Source organism: Rubrivivax albus (genome assembly GCF_004016515.1).
Lineage (GTDB): Bacteria > Pseudomonadota > Gammaproteobacteria > Burkholderiales > Burkholderiaceae_C > Rubrivivax > Rubrivivax albus.
Genome location: NZ_SACT01000005.1, coordinates 193,143 through 216,866, shown reverse-complemented (window position 1 = coordinate 216,866; position 23,724 = coordinate 193,143). Strand labels below are relative to the sequence as shown.

27 protein-coding genes and 1 pseudogene are annotated in these 23,724 nt (G+C 68.7%); 13 read left to right on the top strand and 15 right to left on the bottom strand.

Annotated features, from left to right (window positions below; all coding sequences use genetic code 11):
* Nucleotide 1: 1 nt before the first annotated feature.
* The 4 genes from ENE75_RS16090 to ENE75_RS16075 are packed head-to-tail and all read right to left on the bottom strand — an operon-like array spanning nucleotide 2 to nucleotide 3,720.
* The gene (locus ENE75_RS16090; RefSeq protein WP_128199342.1) at nucleotides 2–709 is read right to left on the bottom strand and encodes an ABC transporter ATP-binding protein; all 708 of its coding nucleotides are present in this window, start codon (nucleotides 707–709) and stop codon (nucleotides 2–4) included.
* A 1-nt stretch (nucleotide 710) separates the two neighbouring features.
* Entirely contained in the window at nucleotides 711–1,937 is a 1,227-nt protein-coding gene (locus ENE75_RS16085; protein ID WP_128199341.1) for an ABC transporter permease, read from the bottom strand.
* Entirely contained in the window at nucleotides 1,934–3,124 is a 1,191-nt protein-coding gene (locus tag ENE75_RS16080; protein ID WP_128199340.1) for an efflux RND transporter periplasmic adaptor subunit, read from the bottom strand. Before ENE75_RS16080 ends, ENE75_RS16085 begins: the two co-directional genes overlap by 4 nt.
* A complete protein-coding gene (locus ENE75_RS16075) occupies nucleotides 3,121–3,720 on the bottom strand; it encodes a TetR/AcrR family transcriptional regulator (protein WP_128199339.1) in 600 nt (199 codons plus the stop codon). The genes ENE75_RS16080 and ENE75_RS16075 overlap by 4 nt, the downstream gene beginning before the upstream one ends.
* A 266-nt stretch (nucleotides 3,721–3,986) precedes the next feature.
* Between ENE75_RS16075 and ENE75_RS25995 the strand changes: the two are divergent.
* Nucleotides 3,987–4,097: pseudogene (locus tag ENE75_RS25995) on the top strand (DUF302 domain-containing protein); the annotation flags it as partial.
* Between the two features lie 69 nt (nucleotides 4,098–4,166).
* On the opposite strand, the gene ENE75_RS25395 reads toward ENE75_RS25995, so the two are convergent.
* Nucleotides 4,167–4,391 (bottom strand): hypothetical protein, encoded by a 225-nt coding sequence (locus tag ENE75_RS25395; protein ID WP_233259119.1) that lies wholly within the window; start codon nucleotides 4,389–4,391, stop codon nucleotides 4,167–4,169.
* A gap of 26 nt (nucleotides 4,392–4,417) precedes the next feature.
* Here ENE75_RS25395 and ENE75_RS25390 point away from each other — a divergent pair, with 26 nt between their 5' ends.
* Complete coding sequence (locus ENE75_RS25390; protein WP_233259118.1) at nucleotides 4,418–4,753, top strand: EamA family transporter; 336 nt, start codon at nucleotides 4,418–4,420, stop codon at nucleotides 4,751–4,753.
* Nucleotides 4,754–4,786: 33 nt separating this feature from the next.
* On the opposite strand, the gene ENE75_RS16060 is transcribed toward ENE75_RS25390, so the two are convergent.
* Complete coding sequence (locus tag ENE75_RS16060) at nucleotides 4,787–5,656, bottom strand: AraC family transcriptional regulator (RefSeq protein WP_233259137.1); 870 nt, start codon at nucleotides 5,654–5,656, stop codon at nucleotides 4,787–4,789.
* Between the two features lie 145 nt (nucleotides 5,657–5,801).
* Between ENE75_RS16060 and ENE75_RS16055 the strand changes: the two genes are divergently transcribed.
* The 4 genes from ENE75_RS16055 to ENE75_RS16040 all read left to right on the top strand — a co-directional run bounded on the left by ENE75_RS16055 (nucleotide 5,802) and on the right by ENE75_RS16040 (nucleotide 8,298).
* A complete protein-coding gene (locus tag ENE75_RS16055; RefSeq protein ID WP_199232325.1) occupies nucleotides 5,802–6,461 on the top strand; it encodes a protoglobin domain-containing protein in 660 nt (219 codons plus the stop codon).
* Nucleotides 6,461–7,063 carry a peroxiredoxin family protein gene (locus tag ENE75_RS16050; protein ID WP_128199338.1) on the top strand — a complete coding sequence of 201 codons (603 nt, stop codon included), beginning with the start codon at nucleotides 6,461–6,463 and terminating at the stop codon, nucleotides 7,061–7,063. The genes ENE75_RS16055 and ENE75_RS16050 overlap by 1 nt, the downstream gene beginning before the upstream one ends.
* A gap of 442 nt (nucleotides 7,064–7,505) precedes the next feature.
* A complete protein-coding gene (locus ENE75_RS16045) occupies nucleotides 7,506–7,766 on the top strand; it encodes an antitoxin PaaA2 family protein (protein ID WP_128199337.1) in 261 nt (86 codons plus the stop codon).
* A gap of 97 nt (nucleotides 7,767–7,863) precedes the next feature.
* Nucleotides 7,864–8,298: a hypothetical protein gene (locus tag ENE75_RS16040; RefSeq protein ID WP_158288973.1), complete on the top strand. Its 435-nt coding sequence runs from the start codon at nucleotides 7,864–7,866 to the stop codon at nucleotides 8,296–8,298.
* A 201-nt stretch (nucleotides 8,299–8,499) separates the two neighbouring features.
* On the opposite strand, the gene ENE75_RS16035 is transcribed toward ENE75_RS16040, so the two are convergent.
* The 3 genes from ENE75_RS16035 to radC form a co-directional block, all read right to left on the bottom strand.
* Complete coding sequence (locus tag ENE75_RS16035) at nucleotides 8,500–8,811, bottom strand: hypothetical protein (protein WP_054018257.1); 312 nt, start codon at nucleotides 8,809–8,811, stop codon at nucleotides 8,500–8,502.
* Nucleotides 8,808–9,116: a DUF5983 family protein gene (locus tag ENE75_RS16030; protein WP_104301980.1), complete on the bottom strand. Its 309-nt coding sequence runs from the start codon at nucleotides 9,114–9,116 to the stop codon at nucleotides 8,808–8,810. The genes ENE75_RS16035 and ENE75_RS16030 overlap by 4 nt, the downstream gene beginning before the upstream one ends.
* A 313-nt stretch (nucleotides 9,117–9,429) precedes the next feature.
* Complete coding sequence (gene radC, locus ENE75_RS16025; protein WP_128199456.1) at nucleotides 9,430–9,975, bottom strand: RadC family protein; 546 nt, start codon at nucleotides 9,973–9,975, stop codon at nucleotides 9,430–9,432.
* A 648-nt stretch (nucleotides 9,976–10,623) separates the two neighbouring features.
* Here radC and ENE75_RS16020 point away from each other — a divergent pair.
* Nucleotides 10,624–10,836, top strand: a complete 213-nt coding sequence (locus ENE75_RS16020) for a hypothetical protein (RefSeq protein ID WP_128199335.1) — start codon at nucleotides 10,624–10,626, stop codon at nucleotides 10,834–10,836.
* Between the two features lie 132 nt (nucleotides 10,837–10,968).
* Here the strand turns inward: ENE75_RS16020 and ENE75_RS16015 are convergent, their stop codons facing one another.
* The 3 genes from ENE75_RS16015 to ENE75_RS16005 all read right to left on the bottom strand — a co-directional run bounded on the left by ENE75_RS16015 (nucleotide 10,969) and on the right by ENE75_RS16005 (nucleotide 12,883).
* Nucleotides 10,969–11,640, bottom strand: coding sequence for a hypothetical protein (locus ENE75_RS16015; protein WP_128199334.1), 672 nt, complete (start codon nucleotides 11,638–11,640; stop codon nucleotides 10,969–10,971).
* Nucleotides 11,641–11,812: 172 nt separating this feature from the next.
* Nucleotides 11,813–12,445, bottom strand: a complete 633-nt coding sequence (locus ENE75_RS16010; RefSeq protein ID WP_128199333.1) for a hypothetical protein — start codon at nucleotides 12,443–12,445, stop codon at nucleotides 11,813–11,815.
* A gap of 225 nt (nucleotides 12,446–12,670) precedes the next feature.
* Nucleotides 12,671–12,883, bottom strand: coding sequence for a hypothetical protein (locus tag ENE75_RS16005; protein ID WP_128199332.1), 213 nt, complete (start codon nucleotides 12,881–12,883; stop codon nucleotides 12,671–12,673).
* A gap of 889 nt (nucleotides 12,884–13,772) precedes the next feature.
* On the opposite strand from ENE75_RS16005, the gene ENE75_RS16000 reads away from it, so the two are divergent.
* Nucleotides 13,773–14,015 (top strand): hypothetical protein, encoded by a 243-nt coding sequence (locus tag ENE75_RS16000; protein WP_128199331.1) that lies wholly within the window; start codon nucleotides 13,773–13,775, stop codon nucleotides 14,013–14,015.
* Nucleotides 14,016–14,293: 278 nt separating this feature from the next.
* A complete protein-coding gene (locus ENE75_RS24875) occupies nucleotides 14,294–14,503 on the top strand; it encodes a hypothetical protein (RefSeq protein WP_158288972.1) in 210 nt (69 codons plus the stop codon).
* A gap of 176 nt (nucleotides 14,504–14,679) precedes the next feature.
* On the opposite strand, the gene ENE75_RS15995 is transcribed toward ENE75_RS24875, so the two are convergent.
* The 3 genes from ENE75_RS15995 to ENE75_RS15985 are packed head-to-tail and all read right to left on the bottom strand — an operon-like array spanning nucleotide 14,680 to nucleotide 19,061.
* Nucleotides 14,680–16,356 (bottom strand): electron transfer flavoprotein-ubiquinone oxidoreductase, encoded by a 1,677-nt coding sequence (locus tag ENE75_RS15995; RefSeq protein ID WP_128199330.1) that lies wholly within the window; start codon nucleotides 16,354–16,356, stop codon nucleotides 14,680–14,682.
* 37 nt (nucleotides 16,357–16,393) lie between these two features.
* Nucleotides 16,394–17,110 (bottom strand): response regulator, encoded by a 717-nt coding sequence (locus ENE75_RS15990; protein ID WP_128199329.1) that lies wholly within the window; start codon nucleotides 17,108–17,110, stop codon nucleotides 16,394–16,396.
* Nucleotides 17,103–19,061, bottom strand: a complete 1,959-nt coding sequence (locus ENE75_RS15985; RefSeq protein ID WP_128199328.1) for a PAS-domain containing protein — start codon at nucleotides 19,059–19,061, stop codon at nucleotides 17,103–17,105. The genes ENE75_RS15990 and ENE75_RS15985 overlap by 8 nt, the downstream gene beginning before the upstream one ends.
* 166 nt (nucleotides 19,062–19,227) lie before the next feature.
* On the opposite strand from ENE75_RS15985, the gene ENE75_RS15980 reads away from it, so the two are divergent.
* The 4 genes from ENE75_RS15980 (at nucleotide 19,228) to ENE75_RS15965 (ending at nucleotide 23,658) form a co-directional block, all read left to right on the top strand.
* Nucleotides 19,228–20,871, top strand: a complete 1,644-nt coding sequence (locus tag ENE75_RS15980) for an acyl-CoA synthetase (protein WP_128199327.1) — start codon at nucleotides 19,228–19,230, stop codon at nucleotides 20,869–20,871.
* 9 nt (nucleotides 20,872–20,880) lie between these two features.
* A complete protein-coding gene (locus tag ENE75_RS15975) occupies nucleotides 20,881–21,630 on the top strand; it encodes an ABC transporter ATP-binding protein (RefSeq protein ID WP_128199326.1) in 750 nt (249 codons plus the stop codon).
* A gap of 68 nt (nucleotides 21,631–21,698) precedes the next feature.
* A complete protein-coding gene (locus ENE75_RS15970; RefSeq protein WP_199232331.1) occupies nucleotides 21,699–22,391 on the top strand; it encodes an ABC transporter ATP-binding protein in 693 nt (230 codons plus the stop codon).
* Between the two features lie 61 nt (nucleotides 22,392–22,452).
* Entirely contained in the window at nucleotides 22,453–23,658 is a 1,206-nt protein-coding gene (locus tag ENE75_RS15965) for an ABC transporter substrate-binding protein (RefSeq protein ID WP_128199324.1), read from the top strand.
* The last annotated feature ends 66 nt before the right edge of the window (nucleotides 23,659–23,724 follow it).

Genomic DNA, 23,724 nt, shown 5'->3' with positions numbered 1-23,724 from the left:
GTCAGAGGCTCAAGCCTAGCCCCGCCTCTTCTTCGGTCCGGCCGTCGCGGATGTGATAGATCCGCCTGAAGGTCGGGATGATCTTCTCGTCATGGGTTACTACGATGATGGCCGTGTGGTACTGCGTGGCCATCTGGTTGAGGATGCGCACGACGGCCAAGGCCCGTTCGCTGTCCAGCGGCGCCGTGGGCTCGTCGGCCAGGATGACCGGTGGCCGGTTCGCCAGGGCGCGCGCGATAGACACGCGCTGCTGTTCACCGCCCGACAGCTCGGACGGCTGCGCCGCAGCGCGGTGCCCCACGTCCAGTGCGGCCAGCAGTTCGAGCGCACGCGCGCGCGCCTCGCCATTGGGGCGTCCGGCCAGCATCGGTAGCAAGGCGACGTTGTCGGTGACATCGAGGAAGGGGATCAAGTAGGGCGCCTGGAACACGAAGCCGATGCTGTCGCGCCGCAGAGCGCGCAGGTCGGGGATCTTCCAGCCGTCGTCGTAGATGGCTTCGCCGCCGAGCACCATCCGGCCACCACTTGGCTCGATGACCGCGCCCAGGCACTTCAGCAGCGTGCTCTTGCCCGAGCCGGATGGGCCGATCAGGCCCACCACCTCGCCCGGGGCCACGGTCATGTTCACGTCCTTCAGCGCGTCGACGGCCGTGTCGCCCTCACCGTAGCGCTTGCGCAGGTGTTCGATGCGGATGCCGAGTTCACCCACCTCAGCCTCCGATCGCCGCGGCCGGGTCGACCTTCAGCGCGACGCGGATCGCCAGCGTGCTGGCCAGCGCGCAGATCACCACCACCGCCACCAGCCCGCGCACCGCGTCGCCCGGCTCCAGCAGCACGTATTTCGGGAAGATCGGCGCCCAGAAGGTCGCCGCCACCTTGCCGACGACGAAGCCGATCAGGCCCAGGCCCAGCGCCTGCTGGAGGATCATGCCGGCGATGGTGCGGTTGCGCGTGCCGATCAGCTTGAGCACCGCGATCTCGCGGATCTTGCCCAGCGTCATCGTGTAGATGATGAAGGCCACGATGGCCGCGCTGACGATCGCCAGGATCACCAGGAACATGCCGATCTGCTTGGCCGACGTGGCGATCAGCTTGGCCACGAGAATCTCTTCCATTTGCTCGCGCGTGAAGGCTTCCAGGTGCTTCCACCGGCGCACCGGTTCGGCCACCACCTCGGCGTCGGTGCCAGGCTGCACCTGCACGAGGATGGCGTTCACATTGCGGTTGTTGGCCTGCGACGCCTGGATCGCCTCCAGCAGCCCCGGCACGCCCGGGCGGTTGAGGCTCGGGTTGGCCGCGGTGCGGGCGCGCTCGTTGACGATGGCGTCGTTGTCCTTCAGGAATTGCGCTTCCTGAGCGTCTTTCAGCGGGATGAAGACCATCGGGTCGCCACCCGACGACACCATGCGCCGCGTCAGCCCGACCACCGTGTAGTCGTGGCGGCGGATGCGGATGCGTTCGCCCAGGGTGAAGCCCGTACGCACGTCGGCGACAGCCTCGTAGTGGCTGCGTGTGATGTGCCGGCCGGCCACCAAATAGCCCGGTTCGCCCGGCTGGCCGGGCTCGAAGCCAACCACCATCGCGCGCACGTCGTCATCGCCGCTGCCGGCCGGCGCCGCGCCGCTGGCCCAGGCCCGCCGCACCTGCATCGTCAGGTAGGTCACGTTGGCGGCGCGCGCCACGCCGGGCAGTCCGAGCACACTGCGCACTGCATCGTCGCGAAGGCTCGACGATTCGGCGTAGGGCCCCTGCGTATCCTGCTGTACCACCCAGAGGTCGGCGCCGCTGTTGTTGAGCAGCGCCCGCGCGTCGTCCACCATGCCGCGGTACACCCCCGCCATGGTCAGGGTGACGCCGATCAGCAGGCCCAGGCCGATGCCGGTCAGCACGAACTTGCTCCAGGAATGCAGGATGTCCCGGCCGGCCAGACTGATCACGGTTGCCGCCCCGTGAGCGCATCGACGACGGTGATTCGGCTGCGCTCGCCGATTTCCTTTTCGCTGTGGACAACGACGGTCATGCCGGGATTCACGCCGTCGAGCACCTGGATCTGACCGTCCAGGCCTGCCTGGCCAATTCGCACGGGCGTGAAGCGCAAGGTGCCTGCGTCAATCACCCAGACACCGGTCTGCGCCTGCCGGCGCTTGATGGCCGCATTTGGCAGCAGCACCGTCTTCGCGGTCGCCGGCAGCGACAAGGTCACCTCCGCCAGTTCACCCACCGACAGGCCGGCGGGCACCTGGTCGAAGCCGATCTGCGCCACGCGCTCTTCAGTCACGCTGTCGCTGAGGGCCTCGACGCGAGCGACCTTGCCCGGGAAGGGGCGGCCCTGACTCGAGCGCAGCACGATCTGGGCAGGCAGGCCCACCGCCAAGCCGCCCGAGCGCGCCTGGTCCAAGCGCACCTTGACCCACAGCGACGAAGGCTCGATCACGCGCAGCACGGCCTGCCCGGCCACGACCGTCGAGCCCGGCTCGGCATCGCGACTGGTGACCACGCCGTCGGCCGGCGCCAGCAGGCGCACATTCGCTCGCTGCTGGCGCAGGCCGGCTCGTTCGGCCGCCAGGCGCTGCTGGTCTTGCCGGGCCGCGGCCAGGTTGGCGTCAGCGGTGTTGACGAGGGCGTCGGCCGACGCCTCCTCCTGCAGCCTTGCCTCGACGGCACCGGTGCTGATGAAATTCTGACGGCCCAGCTCAACGTAGCGGCGCGCATTGACGGCCGCGAGTTCCCTGCGGGCCTGGGCGTCTCGTCGCTGTGCCTCGGCGGCCGCCATGGCGCTGCCGGCGCGAGCGACCGAGGCGTCGAGTGCGGCGGTGCGTTCGTCCAGGTCCACCGGGTCCATTTCGGCCACCGGCTGGCCGGTTTTGACCGTGTCGCCCACATCGACAGTCACCGAACGCACCCGGCCGGCCGTGGTCGGCCCGATCAGGTAGCTGCGCCGGGCCTCGACCGTGCCGATGCCGAACAGTTGTGGGGTGATCTGGCCCTCGGCCGCCTGCACGACCGTGACGCGGGTCGGCGCCAACGGCCCGGAGCGCATGACCACGTAGCTCATCGCTGCAACCAGCAGGATGCCGAGCCCGATCAGCGCGAGCCGGCGCGTTCCGATCGATGAGGCTTTCATCGCGCCTCCCCGAGACCGCGCCGGTAGAGGGCGAAGATGGCGTTGGCCTGCTGGCGCATGGCCGCGGGTTTGCCCGTCAGCATCGATTGCATGACAAGACCCTGGATCAGGCCGATGAAGCTGGTGGCGGCAGCCTCGGGGTCCAGGTCCGTGCTGACCTGTCGCTGTTCGATGGATTCGGCCAGTTGGCCGAGCAGCAGCTTGCGGTAGCCCTGGAGCACGCCACGCACCTCGAGCTTTGCCGCTGAGTCAGCAGGTTGCTGGAGCTCGTGGAAGATGAACCGAGGCACGCCCGGATGCGCGATGACGAACTCGACGTGCGCGCGGAACATGCCGGCCAGCGCGTCCACCGGCGTGGCGGCCTCTTCCGCAGCGGCCCGAACCTTGTGCAGCAGGGTTTCGCGGACCCAGCGCATGGCAGCCAGCCAGATGGCGTCCTTGGTGGGGAAGTGCTTGAAGACCGCACCCTGCGTGACGCCGATTGCCGTGGCGATATCGGCAGTGGTGATCAGCGCCGGGCTGCTTTCGCACGCCAGACGCAAGGCGGCCTCGACGATCTCGACCTGGCGTTCTTCGGTGGAGAGGCGAATGTGCATGATGGTCGCGGCGTTTGGTAAGTCATCAACTACTTACCACTATACTCTGACTACGAAATACGCTGCGATGTATCAGCAAATGCGCGTCAACCGCCACTGCGCGACAGCGGGTATATGCACCTGTCGGTACGGCAGGTTGCCCCTTGCTCCCGGCCACAACGCCTCGAGAGGTCTGACATGTACAGATTCGCCACCACACTCGCGGGACTGTCCTTCGACGACGCCTTGGCCAAGACCACGGTGGCACTCAAGGCCTGGGGTTCGGCGTGCTGAGCGACATCGATGTCCAGCGCGCGATCAAGGAGGGGCTCGGCACCGACATACTGCCCTACCGCATCTTGGGCGCCTGAAATCCGCCGCTGGCGCATCAGACCCTGCAGGCCGAGCCGGACGTCGGTCTGCTGCTGCCGTGCAATGTGATCGTCCGCGAGGAGGCTCGCCTTTTTCTATCCATTGGTAGGCAGTTCGCCCTTGTTGGTCGCCGGGTGGAGCCTGCTGTTCTTCGGCGAGTCGCTGGGAGCATTGGCCTGGACCGGCATCGCCATCAGCGTCCTGGGACTGGTGGCGATGGCCCTCATGGCGCGCGGCAACGACGAGAGCAAGGCATTGCCCTGGACGCTGCTGGCCATGCTGGCCACCTGCGTCTGCTCGCTGTCCGACAAGGCCGCCACGGCGCATTGCCGGCTTCGGCGGCATCATGGGCTACCTCAGCGTCGGCTACCTGGCCGCCTGGCTGGCCATGACGGCGCGAGTGTGGCGCAGCACCGGGCGGTGGGCGCCCAAGGCCCGACCGGGTGCCGTGGTGTTGCTGGTGGGCAGCCTGTGCGTCGGGCTGGCCTACGCCCTGGTCATCCACGCCATGCGGATCCTGCCTGCAGCCGAGGTGGTCGCCTACACCAACGCGGGCATCGTCCTGGCGACCATGACGTCGCTGCTCGTGTTCCACGAGCGCACACAGTGGAAGCGGAGGGCTATGGCGGCCGGCGTGGTCTGTGCCGGTCTGGCCTGCATCGGGGTGGGGCGGGCGCTGTAGGGGCGTCAATGCCGGCGCAGCCCCGAGTACTGTTCAGGTCTCGTACCGCTCCTGGTCAGCCTTGCGCCAATCTCGCGGCGACACACCATAGCGCTGCTTGAAGGCCTTGGACAGCGCCGTGGCGCTGCCGTACCCGACCGAGTCGGCCACGGCCTTGAGCAAACCGCCCGCGCGCAGCTCGGACATGGCCAGGGTCAGTCGCCAGTCGGCGAGGTAGCCCGCCGGCGTGGCGCCGGTGGTCTGCTTGAAGGCAACGGCAAACGCCGTGCGCGACATGCCTGCCTGCGCCGCCATGCGCTCGAGCGACCAGGCCGCGGCCGGTGCCGCGTGCAGCGCGACGAGCAGCCTGGCCAGCCGCGGATCCGCCAGCCCTGAGATGAGCCCGGTGCCGATGCCGCCGGCGCCGGGGTGATCGATCAGCCAGCGCAGTAACTGGATCAGCACGACCTCGAACAGGCGGTCGGCCAGCAGCCGCGAGCCGCAGCGCACACGGTCGGTCTCGGCAAACAGCAGGTCCAGCGCGGGCTGCAGGCCATCGACCTGCGCCAGCGGAACGAGAACGAGCGCCGGCAGCGCTGCCACCAACGGGTTGTGCTCGGCACCATCGAAGTCGAGCGTGGCACAGGTGAAGTCCGATCCGTCGCGCGGCGGGTTGTGGAAGGTGTGTGCCACCGGTCGGGGATAAAGCATCAGCGTCGGCTCGCTCACGACGACGCGACGCTTCAGACCCTTGACCTTGTCGTGCGTCACCACCAGTTCGCCCCGGCGAAGCACGTGCAGGAAGGCGCGACCCGGCTTCGCCTCGAAGGCCGTTGTGCCGCACAGCGCGCCGGCGTGGAACAGGTGGGCCCGGACGCGGAAGCGATCCAGCAGACCGGATAGCCGATCGATGGCCGGTGGCAGGGTGGTCGCCCCGGCTTTGAATGATGGGTAGTGTTTTGTGTACGTCACAGCACCCATGGTACAGACCAGGTGGGCACACTGGCGGCGTTGCGCAACGACATCCGGGTCCTTGACCCGTCCCAATACAAGACACCAGGAGTTGTTCATGAAGATGCTGAAACTGCTGCTTGCGGCCACCTCGCTCGGTGTGGTCGCGGATGCCGGAGCGGCTCCGCCGCGCCCTGACGTGCCCGGCTATGCGCTGGGCCAGGCAACGCTGGCCCGGGCACCCTATTCGATGGCCGACCTCACGGCACTGCAGAAGTCGATGCTGTTCGGTGCCGACGACGTGGCCGCGTTGCGCCAGAGCAAGGCCATCCTGGCCGACCAGACCGAGGCCATCCTCGATGTCTGGTACGGCTTTGTGGCCTCGACTCCCGAACTGGTGGTGTTCTTCGGCGACACCCGCAGCGGCCAGCCGGACGCCAACTACCTGGGCGCCGTGCGCAAGCGATTTGCGCTGTGGATCCTGGACACTGCCGATGCCACCTACGACCAGGCTTGGCTCGACTGGCAGTACGAGATCGGCCTGCGCCACAATCGGTTGAAGAAGAACAAGACCGACGGCGCGCATGGCCCGGCCCAGGTGGACTTCCGCTACCTGCCGGCGCTGACCATCCCCATCACCACGACGCTCAAGCCCTTTCTGGCCAAGAAGGGCGCTTCGGTTGCGGACGTCGAGAGGATGCACGCAGCTTGGGTGAAGGCCGTGCTGATGCAGGCCATCCTGTGGAGCCACCCGTACATCAAGGATGGGGAGTTCTGATGCCGTCGCCTGCGACGCCGCGGCGTGCGGGCACCGAGTCGCCAGCCGGGCAGTCCACTGAGCTGCCCGGCTGGCAGATCTCGCACTGGTTCAACACCACGACGCGCATCGATCTGGACGACCTTCGGGGGCGCGTTGTGCTGATCCATGCGTTCCAGATGCTGTGCCCGGCGTGCGTGGCGCACGGCCTGCCCCAGGCGCTGCGTGTGCATGAGGTGTTTCAGGGCGAGGCCGTGACGGTCATTGGGCTGCACACGGTGTTCGAGCATCACGAGGTGATGGGGTCACCGGCCTTGCAGGCCTTCATCCACGAGTACCGATTGCCATTCCCGATTGGCATCGACCAGGCAGACGAGACTGGACCGCTGCCTGTGACCATGTCGCAGTGGGGTCTGCGTGGCACGCCGAGTGTCGTGCTGCTCGATCGGCAGGGCCGCGCGAGACTGCACCGCTTTGGGGTTGTCGACGACCTGGTGCTGGGCGCAGCGATCGGGCAGTTGCTGGCGGAAAGACCGGCGGTCGCGGCGGCGGTGCTCCCAGATCGCGTCGGAACTGGCAAGGCACGGCCAACGTGCTACGGCGAGGGCTGTGTTTTGCGGTAACGCCAACACTCACGTCGACGGCCTGTCTCTCGGAAGGTGGAGTTGCCGCCGCCAATTGCCTTCGTACGAGTTTTTACGCCGCCGTGCGGGGTACGTAGTACCCGCAATCCTCAAGAATTGACATAAACATTAAAGTCGCTCATTCAGCCTGCTTGCGATCAGCCTGCTTGCGACCGTTGCGCCGAGGTGACGCAAAGTGGCGGTTGCGTCCTCGGCTCTCTCTGGCCAAAGACGTCAACGCCACCGCTGTCGTGGGCCGCGCCGCCTCTCTGGCGGAGGCGTCGAACCGTAGGGCCACGAGTTCCGTGGCCGTCTTGGACGACTGGCGATCCGAGCCGACAATCTTACTGAATCGCGCCCCCGCCGGACACGGCCGTTGCGCCGGGTCAGTCAAATGCGCATGATGCTTCCATCTTGAGTGCGATGGAACCGTCGCCAAGACTTGACCACCACCGTGAACGACATGGACCCCCGCGACGCCAGCCAAGCCGAACTGATGCGAACCGACCATCAGACCGCAGCTCACAACCGCTGGCTCGCAGCCGCGATCCAGGACGCGCTGGACGATCCGCGTCCGGGTCTCTCGTTCGACGAGGTCATGGTCGCCCTGGACGCCGAGATCGGCGCGGCCGAGCGCGAGCGCGCCGCCGATCGCTCTCGCGCGGGACGTCATGTCCCTTCCAGCGCTCCGCGACAGCGATGAATGACGGGAAGTTGTTCGCTTGGTGAGGTTTCCTGCAGGAGGTTTGCGCGCCATGATTCGTGGAGGAAACAAGCATCCGACTTCGGCACGAGGCGGCTTGGCGGCTGCTGAGGTTCGCGGTGCATCGGCGCGAGCTCAGTGGATCAGGGAAGGGCTGGTAGTCCTCGGTCCGCAACTGGCGCAAGCGTGGGGGATTCCCCAGGAGGCATTGGCGACGACCTCGGCAAGCGGCGAGGTGGTCAGCATCCACATCGACAACTGCCAGTACTACCCCGCGGCATTGCTGAGCATCGATCGCTTGACCGCAGGCGCGATCTGCCGCGATCTCCGGAACCTCCACGACACCGAGAGGGTGATGTTTTGGCTGCGCGATCACGGGGCCCTTGGAGGCAGGAGCGTGGCTTTGGCATTGAAGGCTGGAACACCGACGGCCAGGGTGAACGCACTGGCGGAAGCTTGGGCACGCGAGCGGACGTACGCCAGGAGCTTAAATGACGAGGATGTGGTCGAAAGTCGCGAACGCCGTTCGTGACCGCGACTGTGCTTTGCGGCTTGGCGCCGAATGGTCGCCAGAGTTGGACGCCTGGCCCGCCTCCTCCGACGACACCAGTGCACGGGCATCGCCAGCCTGGGCGGCCTTAGCGAACCTAGGCTCAGTCCATGAAAGGAAGCGGCGCCGGCCCCTTCCCTGACGGGATGGGAGCACGGCGCCGTGATTGGGCAGTGAACTGCTTCAGCCGGCCACCAGCGTCATGGGTTGGCCATTGGCGGTGTGGCGCACGATGCGGTTTCCCGCGCGCCGCAGACCGTCGGCTTCGACTTCGTCGAGCAACTGCGTCGGCAGTTGAAGGCCGAGATCGGCGACCTTGACGCGCAAGGTCGCGATGTCGGTCCAGTCCAGCAGGGGCTCCTGCAGGCTGGTGTAGAGCATGTCGTTGCGCTCGTCGACGACCTGGAGAAAGTAGTCCCCCAGGCGTCGATCGAAGCCGGCCACGATCTCGACGGGGTGTCCGTCGAGCGTCGCCGTCGCGAGGTGCTGGCTCATGGTCCCGGCTCCGCGCTGTCGAACACGGGCAGCCCGTCGATGACCGCCGCCTCGCGATCGAACATCAGCCAGGCCACGCCGGCGGATTCGGCCACCTCGAACAGCATGGCCAGATCGGGTTCCGACGGCACCCGGTACTTCGGTGCCCCGACATAGACGAACCCGCCGCAGTCGGTCGGGTAGGCGTTCACGGACAGATCGTCATCGGCGAGCTTGTTGCGCGTCGCCGAACTCAGATGCTTCAGGGACAGGCTGGCCAGCATCTCGGCCTGCTGTCGCAGGCCGGTGGCGGGCAGGGTATGCATCGTGGCTTCCTCCTCGGGATGAACTGGGAGAAGTGGGGGGCTCGGTCACCCGCCTTGCGGTCGTGGGCGCTTGGGTGGAGCGCTTCGATCGTCCGGCTCGGGCGAACGTCATGCCGCAGTCGCGGCAGCGGAACCAGTGCAGGCGACCGAGCGCGCCCAGAGGCACGCCGTGGCCGGCACAGCAGGGGCAGGTCGGGGGTCTTCTCTCCGACATGGGCATCCTTGGTTGGGGTGGGATCGGCGGGAGGGGCACCGCCTCGGCGGCGCCCTTCTCGCAACTGGGTCGTGCAGGGCGTGACTGCCGCACATGGCGTCAGAGCAGTCCGCGCTCCGCGAAGCTGACGCACTGGTCGCCGGCGACGACGAAGTGGTCGATCAGGCGGATGTCCACCAGCGCCAGCGCCGACTTCAGCGTCTGCGTCAGGAACTCGTCCGCGCGGCTCGGCTCGGCCTGGCCGCTCGGGTGGTTGTGGGCCACCGCGATCGCGGCGGCGTTGCGGGCCAGGGCGCTCTTGACCAGTTCCCGCGGGTACACCGAGGTCTGGGTGAGCGTGCCCCGGAATACCTCCTCGTGGGTGATCAGCCGGTGGTTGGCATCCAGGTACAGCGCGAGGAAGACCTCGTGCTGCAGGCCGGCGCAGCGCAGCCGCAGCCAGTCGCGCAGGACCTGGGGCGAGGACATCACCGGCCCCTGCGCAATCCGGTCACGCAGCTCGCGCATCAGCAGCTCGCGGGCGACATCGAGGCGGCGCGTCAGGAGCTGCTGCGTGGCCGGGTCCTCGTGGGGCGTCTCCCGGTCGCTGACGCGCAGCGCAGCCGGCGTGGGGCCTGGCAATGGGTGGGCCGGCAGGCCCAGCATCTCTGCCACGAGGTCCTCGCGCGACGCATGGGCGGCATCGGGCAGGTCCGGCAGATGTTGATGACCCTGGAAAGGGTGGAAGTTCATGGCGTTCTCCTCTCGTGGCGAAAAGGAAGACGGGAACGCCGTTCCCTTCCTTCACAGGCAAGGGACTGGTGTCCCCGCAAGGGAAGGATGTGCAGGCACACGACGAATCGTGGCCAGCACGGTGGCTCAGATGGTCATCCGAGGCAGGTAACGACTGCGACGCCGCTGCCGCCGGTTCGGTCGGCATCGGAAACACTCCTGTCGGGAGTGGGTGTGAGCCCGTCAAGTCTGCGCCATCGGCGCCGGGGATTCAACCGGGGTGGTGCCAGCCACCGCGCCTTTGCCGTGCTTGCCCGCGCAACAGGCGCCAGGGTCCGGGCCTTGGTCGGTCATCGGGGCGCGGGTAGGTGCCGCCATTCGCATGACCGCACTGCGCGTGGCCGCGCCGTTGTCGCTGGGCCACGGCCTGCCCGGATGTCCTGGCGGGCAGACCGCAAAAGTGACACCGCAGAGGCACTCGGCTGTCACTGCAGAAATTTCTTCGCCGCGGGCAGCAGCGGATGTGCACAGACCTGCGCCGGCACGCGAAGATGCGCGGCTTCCCGACAAGGCCGACCCGACATGCTGCGATCCGGAAACCAGCTTCGACTGACGCGACCCGAACGGGCGCGGCTGGCCCGCATCACCGCCATCGAGCCGGGGTCCATCCGCAGCGTCGCGGACCTGCAGGCCTACGTCCGCCGCTGCAAGGCCCACTACTGGGGCCACTCCGATGACACCCGCTTCCTGCACTGGCTGATCGAGCGTGAGGTGCAGTTCCTGATCGGACGCTGAGCGCCCGTCGCCCCGTTCGCAGTCTTGGAAACAGGAACGCCCCCGGTGCTGGACCGGGGGCGTGCAGGGTGACGGCCTGGAGTGGATCTGGATCGCGCCGTCTGGACAGTCTCGAACGGTCGACCGAATGGCTCAGCGGAACACGCGCGGCTCGACGCTTGCCCCGCGCATGAACGCGAGGTACGCACCGGCCTTGCCGATGTCGTCGAAGGTCGCCACGGGCTGCTCGTGCAGCACCACGGCCCAGGGACGGTTATCGTCATCACTGGCGCGGATGCGCAGTTCCGGTGGCTGCCAGCGCGGGTGGCGGTACAGGGGCAGGCCGGTGTCCCAGTCCATCAGTGCCAGCACATGCGCACAGAGGATGGCCGTGCCGGCTGCCTCGCCCGGCTCGACGAGCAGGGGCATCTTCAGCAGGCCGGTCGAGCGGCCGACCGTGCCGACCACGTCGAACTCGTCGAGCCAGCTCGCGCCGGTGCGGGTGTCGCCCAGCACCAGCCGCACCTTGCGGCCGTCCCGGCGGCAGGTCTCCAGCACCCTCGCCAGGCGAGGGTCCGTGCCGGGATCGAAGTAGGTGCGGTGGCCCTGGGCGGACTCGCCCCAGGCACGCACCGAAGCGAGGTACTTCTCGTAGCCGGTGAGGCTGGCCGCGTCATCGGCGGTGGGCATCAGGTCGGGACGATCGAGGCGCTGCGCGATCTGCCGGGCATGGTCACGTGCGTTGTCGAAGCCGAAGCAGGTCACGCCACCTTCGGTGGCGATCACATACAGGCGTTGCTCGGGATTCAGGGTGATGTCTCGCATGGGGAACTCTCGAAGTTGGGAGGGCGGACACCGGCCCTGGCGGGACGGGCCCGCGGGCGGTTGGATGGGGTGCTGGTCGCGCCAGGCCGCTGGACGTCAGTCCATGGCCGAGGCACGTCAGCGATCGAACCCGGTGCAGCCGATGGGGCTGCGCCGGGGCTCGTTCTTCGGATCAGCGCCGGCTGATCTGGACGGCGGGTGCGGGGCCGTCGACGGGAGGTTCCGGGGCACGCTCGGAGCCGCCTTCGGAGCCACTGACCGGCGACGCCGGGGACATGCCGGCCTGGTGCTGGAAGCGGGCGTGCGCGTCGGCGAACTCGGCATCGCCCAGCAGCTGACGAACCTGCGCGGCGGCCGGTTCGGGCCTGCTGTCGGCGTCACTGGCCGCGGCTGGGCGCGCGCCCCGCTTCGATGTTGCTGGCGAGGCTGGCGGTGCAGCGGCAATGGCCTCGTCCAGGACGTCCGCAGTGCGGTGGTACGCCTTCTGCGTGACGCCGCCGACGAAGGCTGCGGGTCGCTGCAGCGTCCACTGGACCAGCAGGCGCAGCCACTGCCCGATGCGCTTGTCGCGGGCCTGGCGCGCCTTGTGGACGCGCAGCGACTGCTTGCAGGACAGGTACAGCGCCAGGTGGCGACGCTTCATCTCGGCGTCGCCGTCGAGCTGCGCCATCACCTCGGCGGCGAGGGCGACGTCACGGCCGACGCGTCTGTAGAAGCCGACCCAGGCGCGCTGCTCCTCGATGTCGATGGTGCTGCGTCGCGGTGACGGGCTGTGGAAGGATCTGTCTGGGAAAGCATGACTCATGGGGTTCTCCAAGAAGGCGAGGGAACCCCGACCCCGACGGGAGACGGTGACTCCCGGAGGGTGGATGGCGAGGACGGCAGAAAGCCGCAGGAAACGGGGTGTCGGGTGATGGCGTCCCGATGCCATCGCTGGCGGTCGGTTCACCATCCCCGAGACCCGAGGACTCGGTCGGCAAGAGTTTGAGCCGACGGCGGTGCCGCGACGGACGACTCGAGCCCGCGACCATCAGGTCGTGAGCACGCGAGCGGCGCCTCGGTGCAGGCCCTCGGCAATGCCGATCCAGCGGTCGGCGATCCGGTCCAGATAGACCAGGTCGTCGGCCGCGATCTCGCCCGAGGCGCGGAGCCGGGCGATGACTTCCTTGACGAGGAGGGGATCCTCCCGGGCCAGCACGATGGCCGTCGAGGCGATGCGCCTGCGGTAGGTGTCGACCGTCATGGTCAGCACACCGTCGTGCAGCGCTCGGACGCCAGCGGGTCCGCGGCCTCGCACACCACGCGCATGGACGCATGGGGCGTGCAGGGCCGGGGCCGGAGCAGCGCCGGAAGGGTGACAGGCCGCCGGGCGGGCACACGGGCATGCCCGGTACCACCCAGCAGTGCACACACCGGCGCATTCCTCGGTGGAAGGGCGCGGTTCCACGGAACGGGACTCATGGGGGTTCTCCTTCAGGGGTGAAGGGGAACGCCCATCCCTGGCGGGGAACTGGGGTTCCCCGTCTGGGATGCCTTGCCGGGAAGGCAAGGCGCGTCGTCGCGCACAGGTGCGTGCGCGAGTTGCAGAGGTCCGCGTCCGAGAGGGCGGGGCCAGGGCAGATGCGTGCGTCAGGCCAGGCTTCTGATCGAGATCAGGCCGGGCTGGTGAGCGCAGGGCGCGTCACGACGCAGAGGTCGTGGTCAGCGCATGCGAGGAGGGGCCACGACACAGGGTCATGGCCGGCTCCTGGTTTCGGATCCGGATGGATCTGAATCGGCCCGGCACACGGAGGTGCCGGACGGGACACAAGGCAGGTAACGACTGCGACGCCAGCTGGGCTGGACTTCAGGGCGACCGGAGCCACCGATGAAGGCTGAGCAGACGCGATGTCCGCAGGTAGCCACGTCAGTATCGGACGGGGTCCCTAGGTCGGCAACGGACCCGAGGTCTCATCGCGGCAATGCCCGCCCAAGCGACCGGCTCGGCCGACGCTTGGGCGGGCAATCGATTCCGAGTCCTCCACGTCGGGGGCCCGGAACGCGGCGCTGCCCAGTTGCTGGGCGTGCGGGTAGGCTGACGGTTCGTATAGTGGGCGGATCAACATCTCCTGCAGACCGGTTCCGCCCTGTCCATGACCGTCGAGCGCTATGCCTTCCATGACTGCGAAGCCTCCACGGCGGCAGGCGTGCCGCTGCGCATTCACGCTGGCGTTCACCATGTCGAGCGGCGATCGCTGGTGTTCCGCGTGCGCCTGGGTGGCCGCGAGCTCGATCTGACCCTGGCCGATTGGGAGCGCCTGCTGGATGCGGGCTGTGTCGGGCCGGTTGTCGCCGCCGCTGATCCACCGGGGACCGGCGAAACCCATCCTGGGTGAAACACGCGAGGTGGCGAAGGCAGACTGGAACGTCTATGCGAGAGCGCTGGTCGGACCCCGGCGACTACGGCAGTTGCGCTGCTCGAGTTGGCCAGCGACGTGGCGATGAGTGTCTACACAGCGGCCCTACACAAGTACCCGGACTCGGCCACAAGCGGTCCTAGCCGTGGTGCTCGAGCTTCTTCGTCCGGAGCGCCGGCGAAGGTCCACTTTCCGGCGACGAATCTGAGTGCCGCTTCGGCTCGACCAGGACATCTGCTGACACTGGGTTTCGCCGATTGAAGAACCTCCGCACAGAGCTCGAACGCGTGCTGATCAACTGCGCGGGAAGTTCACTGACCAATGATGCGTTTGGTGGCTCACGCCGAAGGACACTGTTCGCGACCAAGTCGGTCACCGGCTCGGCACTTCGCGCGACACCGAACTCGACCGGGTTGCCCATCAACCGCGCGATTGGGTTGCCGCGCAGCGCCGGAATCCGGCCATGACTGCCCCCGGGAAGCCCATTGTCAGGCGACGCCCAGAAGGGTGGTCACAGGTAGGTTGACCACTTCAGTGCAACAAGAGGCACGATCGCGATTGCATTTGGCCCCGCCAAGCACCCGCCGATCCACACGCGCCTGGGACCGCAGCCCCGAACACTGGGCGATGGCCATCGACGCCTTCACATCCCGGCGTAGTTCGGCCCGCCGCCGCCTTCCGGCGCGACCCAGACGATGTTCTGCGTCGGGTCCTTGATGTCGCAGGTCTTGCAGTGCACGCAGTTCTGCGCGTTGATCTGCAGGCGCTGACCTGCCGAGGCCTCGTCGTCGACGAACTCGTACACGCCGGCCGGGCAATAGCGGCTCTCGGGACCCGCGTATTGCGCGAGGTTGACCGCCACCGGCACCGACGCATCCTTCAGCGTCAGGTGGGCCGGCTGGTTCTCCTCGTGGTTGGTGTTGCTGATGAAGACCGAGCTCAGGCGGTCGAAGGTCAACCGGCCATCGGGCTTGGGGTAGTCGATCTTCTCGCACGCCGACGCCGGCCACAGGCGGGCGTGGTCGGGCGTGTGGCGGCGCACCGTCCAGGGCGGGCTCTGGAAGCCCAGCTTGGGCAGCAGCCACTGCTCCACGCCAGTCATCACGGCGCCGACGGTGTTGCCCTTCTTGAACCACTGCTTGAAGTTGCGGCTGGCGTCCAGCTCGGCGTGCAGCCAGCTCTTGGCAAACGCGTCCGGGTAGGCGCTCAACTCGTCGGCGCTGCGCCCGGCGGCCAGCGCCGGGGCGATGGCCTCGGCGGCCAGCATGCCGGTCTTGATCGCGGCGTGGCTGCCCTTGATGCGCGCGGCGTTCAGCGTGCCGGCGTCGCAGCCCACCAGGCAGCCGCCGGGGAAGACCAGCTTGGGCAGGCTCAGCAGCCCGCCGGCGGTGATGACGCGCGCGCCGTAGCCGATGCGCTTGCCGCCTTCGATGTGGGCCCGGATCGACGGATGCGTCTTCCAGCGCTGCATCTCCTCGAAGGGGCTGATCCAGGGGTTGATGTAGTCCAGCCCGGTGACGAAGCCGAGCGTTACCTGGCGGCCGGCCATGTGGTACAGGAAGCCGCCGCCGTAGGTGTGCTCGTCCATCGGCCAGCCGGCGGTGTGCACGACGTGGCCGGGCCGGGCCTGCGCCTCGGGCACCTCCCACAGCTCCTTGACGCCGATGGCATAGGTCTGCGGGTCGCGCCCTTCGTCAAGCTGGAAGCGGGCGATCAGCTGCTTGCCCAGCTGGCCGCGCGCCCCCTCGGCGAAGACGGTGAACTTGCCGAGCAGTTCCATGCCGAGCTGGAAGCCGCCGTGCGGCTGGCCGTCCTTGCCGACGCCGAGGTTGCCCGTGGCCACGCCGCGCACGGCGCCCGCATCGTCGTAGAGCACCTCGGCCGCCGCGAAGCCGGGGAAGATCTCCACGCCCAGCGCCTCGGCCTGTTCGGCCAGCCACTTCGTCACCGCGCCCAGGCTGATGACGAAATTGCCGTCGTTGTGCAGGCAGGCCGGCACCAGCCAGTCGGGGGTGCGCATGGCGCCGCGGGCGTTCAGGAACAGCACTTCGTCACCGGTCACCGGCTGCAGCAGTGGGGCCCCCTGCGCCTGCCAGTCGGGCAGCAGCTCCGTCAGTGCACGCGGATCCATCACCGCGCCGGACAGGATGTGCGCGCCCGGCTCCGAGCCCTTCTCCAGCACCACGACCGACAGGTCAGCGCTCAGCTGCTTGAGACGGATCGCCGTGGCCAGGCCGGCCGGGCCGGCGCCGACGACCACCACGTCGTACTCCATCGATTCGCGCGGGCCGTGCTGCGCAACGATCTGTTCAGTGTTCATGGTTCACCTGTGGCGCCGATCCCGAGGCCGGCGCGCGCTACGACCAGCTGACGACGGCGCAGAACATGTAGCCGGCGCCGTAGACGGTCTTGATCATCCTGGGGTTGTGCGGATCGGACTCCAGACGCCGACGCAGGCGCGAGATGCGCACATCGATGCTGCGGTCCATGGGAGACAGGTCGCGCGTGCCCATCAGCTGCTCGCGCGTGAGGATCTGGTTGGGGCGTTCGAGAAAGGTGCGCAGCACCTGCGCCTCGGCCGTGCCCAGCACCTGCTCGCCGTCGTCCTGGCCGCGCAGGGTGTTGGCGGCACAGTCCAGCGTCCAGTCGCCGAAGCGGGCATAGCGGCGCTGCAGGGCGCCCGCCACCGACGCGCCGCCGCCGCGGCGGCGCAGGATGCTGCGCACCCGTGCCACCAGCTCGCGCGGCTCGAAGGGCTTGACCACGTAGTCGTCGCCGCCGCCCTCCAACCCCATCACGCGGTCGGCGGTGTAGCCGCGGCCGGTGAGGATCAGCATGCCGCAGTCGCAGCGGCGGGCGATCTCGCGGACCAGCTCGATGCCGTCCATGTCCGGCAGGCCCAGGTCCACGATGCACAGGTCCGGCCGCTCGGTCATCAAGCGCCGCAGCACCGAGGCCCCGTCTCGGAAGGCCTGGGTCGCGAAGTCGAACTCGCCCAGCGTGCGCGTGACCAGGCGCACCACCTCGGGGTCGTCGTCGACGACGAAGACGAGCGCGCGGTGGGGCTCAGTCACGGGCCGGGTGCCGCACCAGGTCGGCCAGCTGCCGCTGGGTGAAGGGCTTGGCCAGCATGGGCACGCCTTCCGGCCCGTTCCCGATCTCGCCGGGCGCGTAGCCGCTCATCAGCGCCACACGGGGCACGCGCCGTGCCAGCGCGTGGCGTGCCACCTCGCGACCGTCCACCGGGCCCGGCATCACGACGTCGGAAAGCAGCAGGTCGATCTGGGGCGTGTGGTCGAGGATGGTCATCGCCTCGGTGCCGTTCTCGGCCTCGACCACGGCGAACCCGAGGTCGATGAGCGATCGCCGCACCACCTTGCGCACGTCGGGGTCGTCTTCCACCAGCAGCGCCAGCGAGCGCCCGGCCACGCGCTCGGCCCCGGCGGCCTCGACCTCGATGTCGGCCCGTTCCGCGCCGGCGGCCACGGGCAGCCACAGCGACACCACGGTCCCGCGCCCGAGCGCGCTGTCGATGTCGATCGCGCCGCCGGACTGGCGCACGAATCCGTAGACCATCGACATGCCCAGGCCGGTGCCGGCGCCGTGGCGCTTGGTGGTGAAGAAGGGCTCGAAGACGCGCGCCCGGGTGGCGGCGTCCATGCCCTGGCCGTCGTCGGCCACGTCGATGCGCACGCAGGGGCCGGGCGTGGCCTGCAGTTCCTCCGCGCGTTCGGGCGTCAGCACGGCCGGCGCGGTGCGCACCGTGACCCGGCTGGCCTTGGCGTCGCGCGCGTTCAGGATCATGTTGACCAGCGCGTCCTGCAACTGGCTGGCGTCCACCCAGGCGCGCAGCGGCTTCTCGCCGGCGTCGACCTCCAGCTTCAGCCCTTCGGGCATCGACCGGCGGAGCAGCTTAACCACCGTGCCCGCGAGCGGCGCGATGTCGGCCGCCCCCGCGTTGAGCGGCTGCCTGCGGGCGAAGCCGAGCAGCGCGCGGATCAGGTCCACGCCACGCCGCGCGGCGGCCAAGGTCGGGTCGACGAAGTCGGCGGCCTGCTCGCCGTCGCCCATGCGCTCGCGCAGCGCGCCCAAGTTGCCGATGATGACCGTCAGCATGTTGTTGAAGTCGTGCGCGATGCCGCCGGTGAGCTGGCCGAGCGCCTCCATCTTCTCGGCCTGCGCCAGCTGCTGCTGCGTGCGGCGCAGCTCGGACACGTCGAAGGTCAGCTCGAAGCAGCCGACCACGGCGCCGTCGGCCGACTTCTCCGGGATGAGCGTCGTGCGCGCCGTGCGGACGCGGCCGTCGACGCAGCGGGCCTCGTACTCGTAGGTCACGGCCTCGCCGGCAAAGGCACGCGTCACGTTGGGCCGGATCGCCTCGTAGGTGGTGTCCCCCAGGAACTCGCGCGCGCTGACACGGTCCAGCCGCCGCGGGTCCAGGCCGAACCAGTCCTGGTAGCCACGGTTGATGTAGCGGTAGGCCTTGCGGTGGTCGAAATAGGCGATCAGCGCCGGGATGCTGTCCGTGATCAGGCGCATCTGCGCCTCGCTCAGCCTCAGCTCGCTCGTGCGTTCGGCCACGCGGCGCTCGAGCTCGGCGGCATGCTCCAGAATCTGCCGCTCGGCGCGCTTCTGTGCCGTGATGTCCGAGTACAGCGTGATGAAGCCGATCCCGGGCACCGGGACGCCACGCACCTTCAGCACCGTGCCGTCCGGGCGCACGCGCTCGAACTCGTGCGACTCGAAGCGCCGCGCCGCCTCCACCCGCTCGGCCACCTGCGCGGCGGCGTCGCCAGGCCCGTACTCGCCGCGGTCGGCGTTGTAGCGTATGAAACCCTCGAACGGCGCCCCCGGGAAGGCCAACGTGTCCGGGAAGTCCAGCAGTCGGAGGAACGACCGGTTCCACGCCAGCAGCCCGAGGTCGTTGTCGATCAAGGTGAAGCCCTGGTCGATCAGGTCCAGCGCCGCCTGCAGCGACCGGTAGCGCTTCAGCGGGTCCTCGATGGGCGAAGAGGGCGTGGACATGGCGGCCAGGTTCGGCGTGATGTCGGGAATTCTAGGAAGCCGGGCGACGCCCCGAGGGGCCACGCAAACATTCGTCACATTGCATCGGAGGTGATGCAAAGGTCGTCTCTCATCCTTGCGTCCGCAGCGGCGACCCCTGATCGCTGCGCACGCCACAGGAGACACCATGGCACTCGCCAATCCGTACGCGATCGGGCTGGACAGGAACGCGGCCAACCACGTGGCCTTGTCGCCCCTGAGCTTCCTCGAACGCGCCGCGCACGTCTACCCGGACCGCATCGCCATCGTCCACGGCGACCTGCGCCAGGACTGGCGCACCACCTACGCCCGTAGCCGCCGCCTGGCCAGTGCCCTGAGCCGGCGTGGCGTCGGCGTCGGCCACACCGTGGCCGCGATGCTGCCCAACACGCCGGCCATGTTCGAGGCGCACTTCGGCGTGCCGATGAGCGGCGCCGTGCTGAACACGCTGAACACCCGGCTCGACCCCGAGGCCATCGCCTTCATGCTGCAGCACGGCGAGGCCAGCGTGCTGCTGACGGACCGCGAGTTCGCGCCCGTCGTCGGCAAGGCGCTGGCGATGCTGGGCGCGCGCCGCCCGCTGGTGGTGGAGGTCGAGGACCTGCTCGCCCCGCCGGGCGAACGCCTCGGCGAGATCACCTACGAGGCGTTGCTGGACGAGGGCGACCCGGCCTTCGCCTGGCAGCTGCCAGCCGACGAGTGGGACGCGATCGCGCTGAACTACACCTCGGGCACCACCGGCAACCCCAAGGGCGTGGTCACGCACCACCGCGGCGCCTACCTCAACGCGGCCAACAACGTCATCGCGTGGAGCCTGCCGCACCACCCCGTGTACCTGTGGACGCTGCCGATGTTCCACTGCAACGGCTGGTGCTTCCCCTGGACGATGGCGCTGGTGGCCGGCACCAGCGTGTGCCTGCGCCGGGTCGACCCGGCGGTGATCTTCCCGCTCGTCCGCGAGCACGGCGTCACGCACATGTGCGGCGCCCCGATCGTCTACAGCATGCTGATCAACGCCCCGGCCGGCCTGCGCGAGGGCATCGCGCACGAGGTGAAGGGCCTGATCGCCGGCGCCGCGCCGCCGGCCGCCGTGATCGAGGGCTGCGAGGCCGCCGGCATCTCGCTGACCCACGTCTACGGGCTGACCGAGGTCTACGGCCCGGCCGCCGTGTGTGCCAAGCAGGCCGCCTGGGACGACCTGCCGGCCGACGAGCGCGCACGTCTGAACGGGCGCCAGGGCGTGACCTACCCGCTGCAGCAGGCCGTCACCGTGCTCGATCCCGAGACGATGCAGCCGGTGCCGGCCGACGGCGAGACCATCGGCGAGATCTTCTTCCGCGGCAACGTGGTGATGAAGGGCTACCTGAAGAACCCGAGCGCCACCGAGGAGGCCTTCGCCGGCGGCTGGTTCCACACCGGCGACCTGGCGGTCATGCACCCGGACGGCTACGTCAAGATCAAGGACCGCAGCAAGGACATCATCATCTCCGGCGGCGAGAACATCTCGTCGATCGAGGTCGAGGACGTCCTGCACCGCCACCCGGCGGTGATGCTGGCCGCCGTGGTCGCGCTGCCCGACGCCAAGTGGGGCGAGGTGCCCTGCGCCTTCATCGAGCTCAAGGCCGGCGCCCAGGCCGACGAGGCCGGCGTCCTCGAGTTCTGCCGCAGCCAGCTCGCGCGCTTCAAGGTGCCCAAGCGGGTGGTCTTCGGCGAGCTGCCCAAGACCTCGACCGGCAAGATCCAGAAGTTTCAGCTGCGCGCGCGGGTCCAGTCCGCCAGCGCGATCGACTGAGGCACCCCGATGAGCGACTACCTCCTCGAGACGCGGGGCCTGACCAAGGAGTTCAAGGGCTTCGCCGCGGTCCAGAACGTGGACCTGAAGATCCAGCGCGGCACCATCCACGCGCTGATCGGACCGAACGGCGCGGGCAAGACCACGGTCTTCAACCTGCTGACCAAGTTCCTGCAGCCCACGCGCGGGACCATCTTCTACGACGGCGTGGACATCACGCGCGACGAGCCGGCCCAGATCGCCCGCCGTGGCGTCGTGCGCTCCTTCCAGATCTCGGCCACCTTCGGCCACATGACGGCGCTGGAGAACGTGCGCGTGGCGCTGCAGCGCCGGCTCGGCACGTCCTACCACTTCTGGCGTGCCGAGCGCTCGCTGCGCGTCCTCGACGACCAGGCGATGGACCTGCTCGAGCAGGTGGATCTGGGCAGCTTTGCGCGCACCCTGGCCGTCGAGATGCCCTACGGGCGCAAGCGCGCGCTGGAGATCGCGACGACGCTGGCGCTCGACCCGGCGCTGATGCTGCTGGACGAACCCACCCAGGGCATGGGCCACGAGGACGTGGACCGCGTCGCCGAGCTCATCAAGCGCGTGGCCGCCAAGCGCACCGTCGCGATGGTGGAGCACAACCTGTCGGTGGTCGAGAAGCTGTGCGACCGCATCACGGTGCTGCAGCGCGGGGAGATCCTGGCCGAAGGGACGTACGCGGAGGTCTCGAACGACCCGCGCGTGCTCGAGGCCTATGTCGGAGTCGAAGCATGAGCACGGTCGCCACCCCCCGCCACGCACGGTCGCATGGGCCCGCGGCACACAAGGCCTGGGGCAACGAGATGCTGCGCGTCGCCGACCTGCACGCCTTCTACGGCGAGTCGCACGTGCTGCATGGCATCGACCTGCACGTCGACGAGGGCGAGCTGATCACGCTGCTGGGCCGCAACGGCTCGGGGCGCTCGACGACGCTCAAGGCCGTGATGGGCCTGGTCGGGCGGCGCAGCGGCTCGATCATGTTCAATGGCAACGAGCTGGTCGGCATGGCGCCGCACCGCGTCGCGCGGCTGGCCGTGGGCTACTGCCCGGAGGAGCGCGGCATCTTCGCCGGCCTGACGACCGAGGAGAACCTGCGCCTGCCCCCCATCGTGCGCTCCGGCGGCCTGACGGTGCAGGAGATCTACGAGATCTTCCCCAACCTGTACGAGCGCCGCCACAGCCCCGGCACCCGGCTGTCCGGCGGCGAGCAGCAGATGCTGGCCATGGCGCGCATCCTGCGCTCCGGCGCACGGCTGCTGCTGCTCGACGAGATCACCGAGGGCCTGGCGCCGGTGATCGTCAAGAAGCTCGGCGAGGTCATTCGGCTGCTCAAGTCGCGCGGCTTCACGATCGTGCTGGTCGAGCAGAACTTCCGTTTCGCGGCCCCGCTGGCGGACCGCCACTACGTGCTCGAGCACGGCCGCGTTGTCATGACCATCGACCAGGCTGAGCTGGCATCCAAGACCGACGAGCTGCATGCGCTGCTCGGCGTGTGACAACGCGCCGCGTCCGCGTCCTACCCCATCCCTCCCCACCGCATCCACAAGGAGACATCCGATGCAACTGCGCCCCATCGCCCTGGCCGTCACCCTCGCCCTCGCCGCCGCCGGCGCCCAAGCCGCCGTGTCCGGCGGCGTCGTCAAGATCGGCGTGCTGACCGACCTGTCCGGAACCTACGCCGACCTGGCCGGCAGCGGCGCCGTGCTGGCCACGCAGATGGCGATCGACGACTTCATCGCCAAGGAGAAGCCGTCGTTCAAGGTCGAGATGCTCACCGCCGACCACCAGAACAAGGCCGACATCGCGTCGAACAAGGCGCGCGAGTGGTTCGAGCGCGAGGGCGTGGACACGGCCACCGAGCTGGTCACGACGTCGGTGGCGCTGGGCGTGATGAAGGTCGCCAAGGAGAAGAACCGCATCGCCTTGATCAGCGGCGCCGCCTCCACCCCCATCACCAACGAGCAGTGCAACGACGTCACGGTGCACTACACCTACGACACCTACGCGCTGGCCAACGGCACTGCCAAGGCGGTGACGCAGCAGGGCGGCAAGAAGTGGTTCTTCCTGACCGCCGACTACGCCTTCGGGCAGGCCCTGGAGAAGGACTCCAGTGCCGTCATCAAGGCCAACGGCGGCCAGGTCGTGGGCTCGGTGCGCCACCCGTTCCCGGGCTCCGACTTCTCGTCCTTCCTGCTGCAGGCCCAGGCCTCGGGCGCGCAGATCATCGGCCTGGCCAACGCGGGCGCGGACACCACCAACGCGATCAAGCAGGCGGCCGAGTTCGGCGTCACGCCCACGCAGTCGCTGGCCGGCCTGCTGATGTTCATCACCGACGTGCACGCGCTCGGCCTGAAGCCGACGCAGAGCATGTACCTGACGACGGGCTTCTACTGGGACCGCAACGACGAGACGCGCGCCTGGTCCAAGCGCTTCTTCGAGAAGCAGAAGAAGATGCCCACGATGGTGCAGGCCGGGCAGTACAGCTCCGTGTACCACTACCTGTCGGCGGTCAAGGCGGGCGACTCGGACGACGCGGCCACGGTGATGGCCAACATGAAGAAGCTGCCGATCAACGACTTCTTCGCCAAGAACGGCAGCATCCGCGACGACGGCCGCATGGTGCACGACATGTACCTGGTGCAGGTCAAGAAGCCGGCCGACTCGAAGTACGCCTGGGACTACTACAGCGTGAAGGCCACGATCCCCGCGGCCGACGCCTTCCAGCCGCTGTCGCAGTCGCGCTGCCCGCTGGTCAAGAAGTAACCGCCGCCGGATGCGGGGCGCCGCCGGGGCGCCCCGCCCATGCGCTCCACCCGGCCGCCGCCCCGC

Bases quoted from the DNA above. Each gene is read 5' to 3' on its own strand.
- ENE75_RS25390 (WP_233259118.1), top strand. From the start codon at position 4,418: ATGGGCTACCTCAGCGTCGGCTACCTGGCCGCCTGGCTGGCCATGACG.
- ENE75_RS16075 (WP_128199339.1), bottom strand. From the start codon at position 3,720: ATGCACATTCGCCTCTCCACCGAAGAACGCCAGGTCGAGATCGTCGAG.
- radC (WP_128199456.1), bottom strand. From the start codon at position 9,975: ATGCTGGGCCTGCCGGCCCACCCATTGCCAGGCCCCACGCCGGCTGCG.
- ENE75_RS16050 (WP_128199338.1), top strand. From the start codon at position 6,461: ATGCCGTCGCCTGCGACGCCGCGGCGTGCGGGCACCGAGTCGCCAGCC.
- ENE75_RS16055 (WP_199232325.1), top strand. From the start codon at position 5,802: ATGAAGATGCTGAAACTGCTGCTTGCGGCCACCTCGCTCGGTGTGGTC.
- ENE75_RS15975 (WP_128199326.1), top strand. From the start codon at position 20,881: ATGAGCGACTACCTCCTCGAGACGCGGGGCCTGACCAAGGAGTTCAAG.
- ENE75_RS15965 (WP_128199324.1), top strand. From the start codon at position 22,453: ATGCAACTGCGCCCCATCGCCCTGGCCGTCACCCTCGCCCTCGCCGCC.
- ENE75_RS16020 (WP_128199335.1), top strand. From the start codon at position 10,624: ATGCTGCGATCCGGAAACCAGCTTCGACTGACGCGACCCGAACGGGCG.
- ENE75_RS15970 (WP_199232331.1), top strand. From the start codon at position 21,699: ATGCTGCGCGTCGCCGACCTGCACGCCTTCTACGGCGAGTCGCACGTG.
- ENE75_RS16080 (WP_128199340.1), bottom strand. From the start codon at position 3,124: ATGAAAGCCTCATCGATCGGAACGCGCCGGCTCGCGCTGATCGGGCTC.
- ENE75_RS16035 (WP_054018257.1), bottom strand. From the start codon at position 8,811: ATGAGCCAGCACCTCGCGACGGCGACGCTCGACGGACACCCCGTCGAG.
- ENE75_RS16010 (WP_128199333.1), bottom strand. From the start codon at position 12,445: ATGAGTCATGCTTTCCCAGACAGATCCTTCCACAGCCCGTCACCGCGA.
- ENE75_RS16005 (WP_128199332.1), bottom strand. From the start codon at position 12,883: ATGACGGTCGACACCTACCGCAGGCGCATCGCCTCGACGGCCATCGTG.
- ENE75_RS15985 (WP_128199328.1), bottom strand. From the start codon at position 19,061: ATGTCCACGCCCTCTTCGCCCATCGAGGACCCGCTGAAGCGCTACCGG.
- ENE75_RS16000 (WP_128199331.1), top strand. From the start codon at position 13,773: ATGACCGTCGAGCGCTATGCCTTCCATGACTGCGAAGCCTCCACGGCG.
- ENE75_RS16015 (WP_128199334.1), bottom strand. From the start codon at position 11,640: ATGCGAGACATCACCCTGAATCCCGAGCAACGCCTGTATGTGATCGCC.
- ENE75_RS15995 (WP_128199330.1), bottom strand. From the start codon at position 16,356: ATGAACACTGAACAGATCGTTGCGCAGCACGGCCCGCGCGAATCGATG.
- ENE75_RS15980 (WP_128199327.1), top strand. From the start codon at position 19,228: ATGGCACTCGCCAATCCGTACGCGATCGGGCTGGACAGGAACGCGGCC.
- ENE75_RS16030 (WP_104301980.1), bottom strand. From the start codon at position 9,116: ATGCATACCCTGCCCGCCACCGGCCTGCGACAGCAGGCCGAGATGCTG.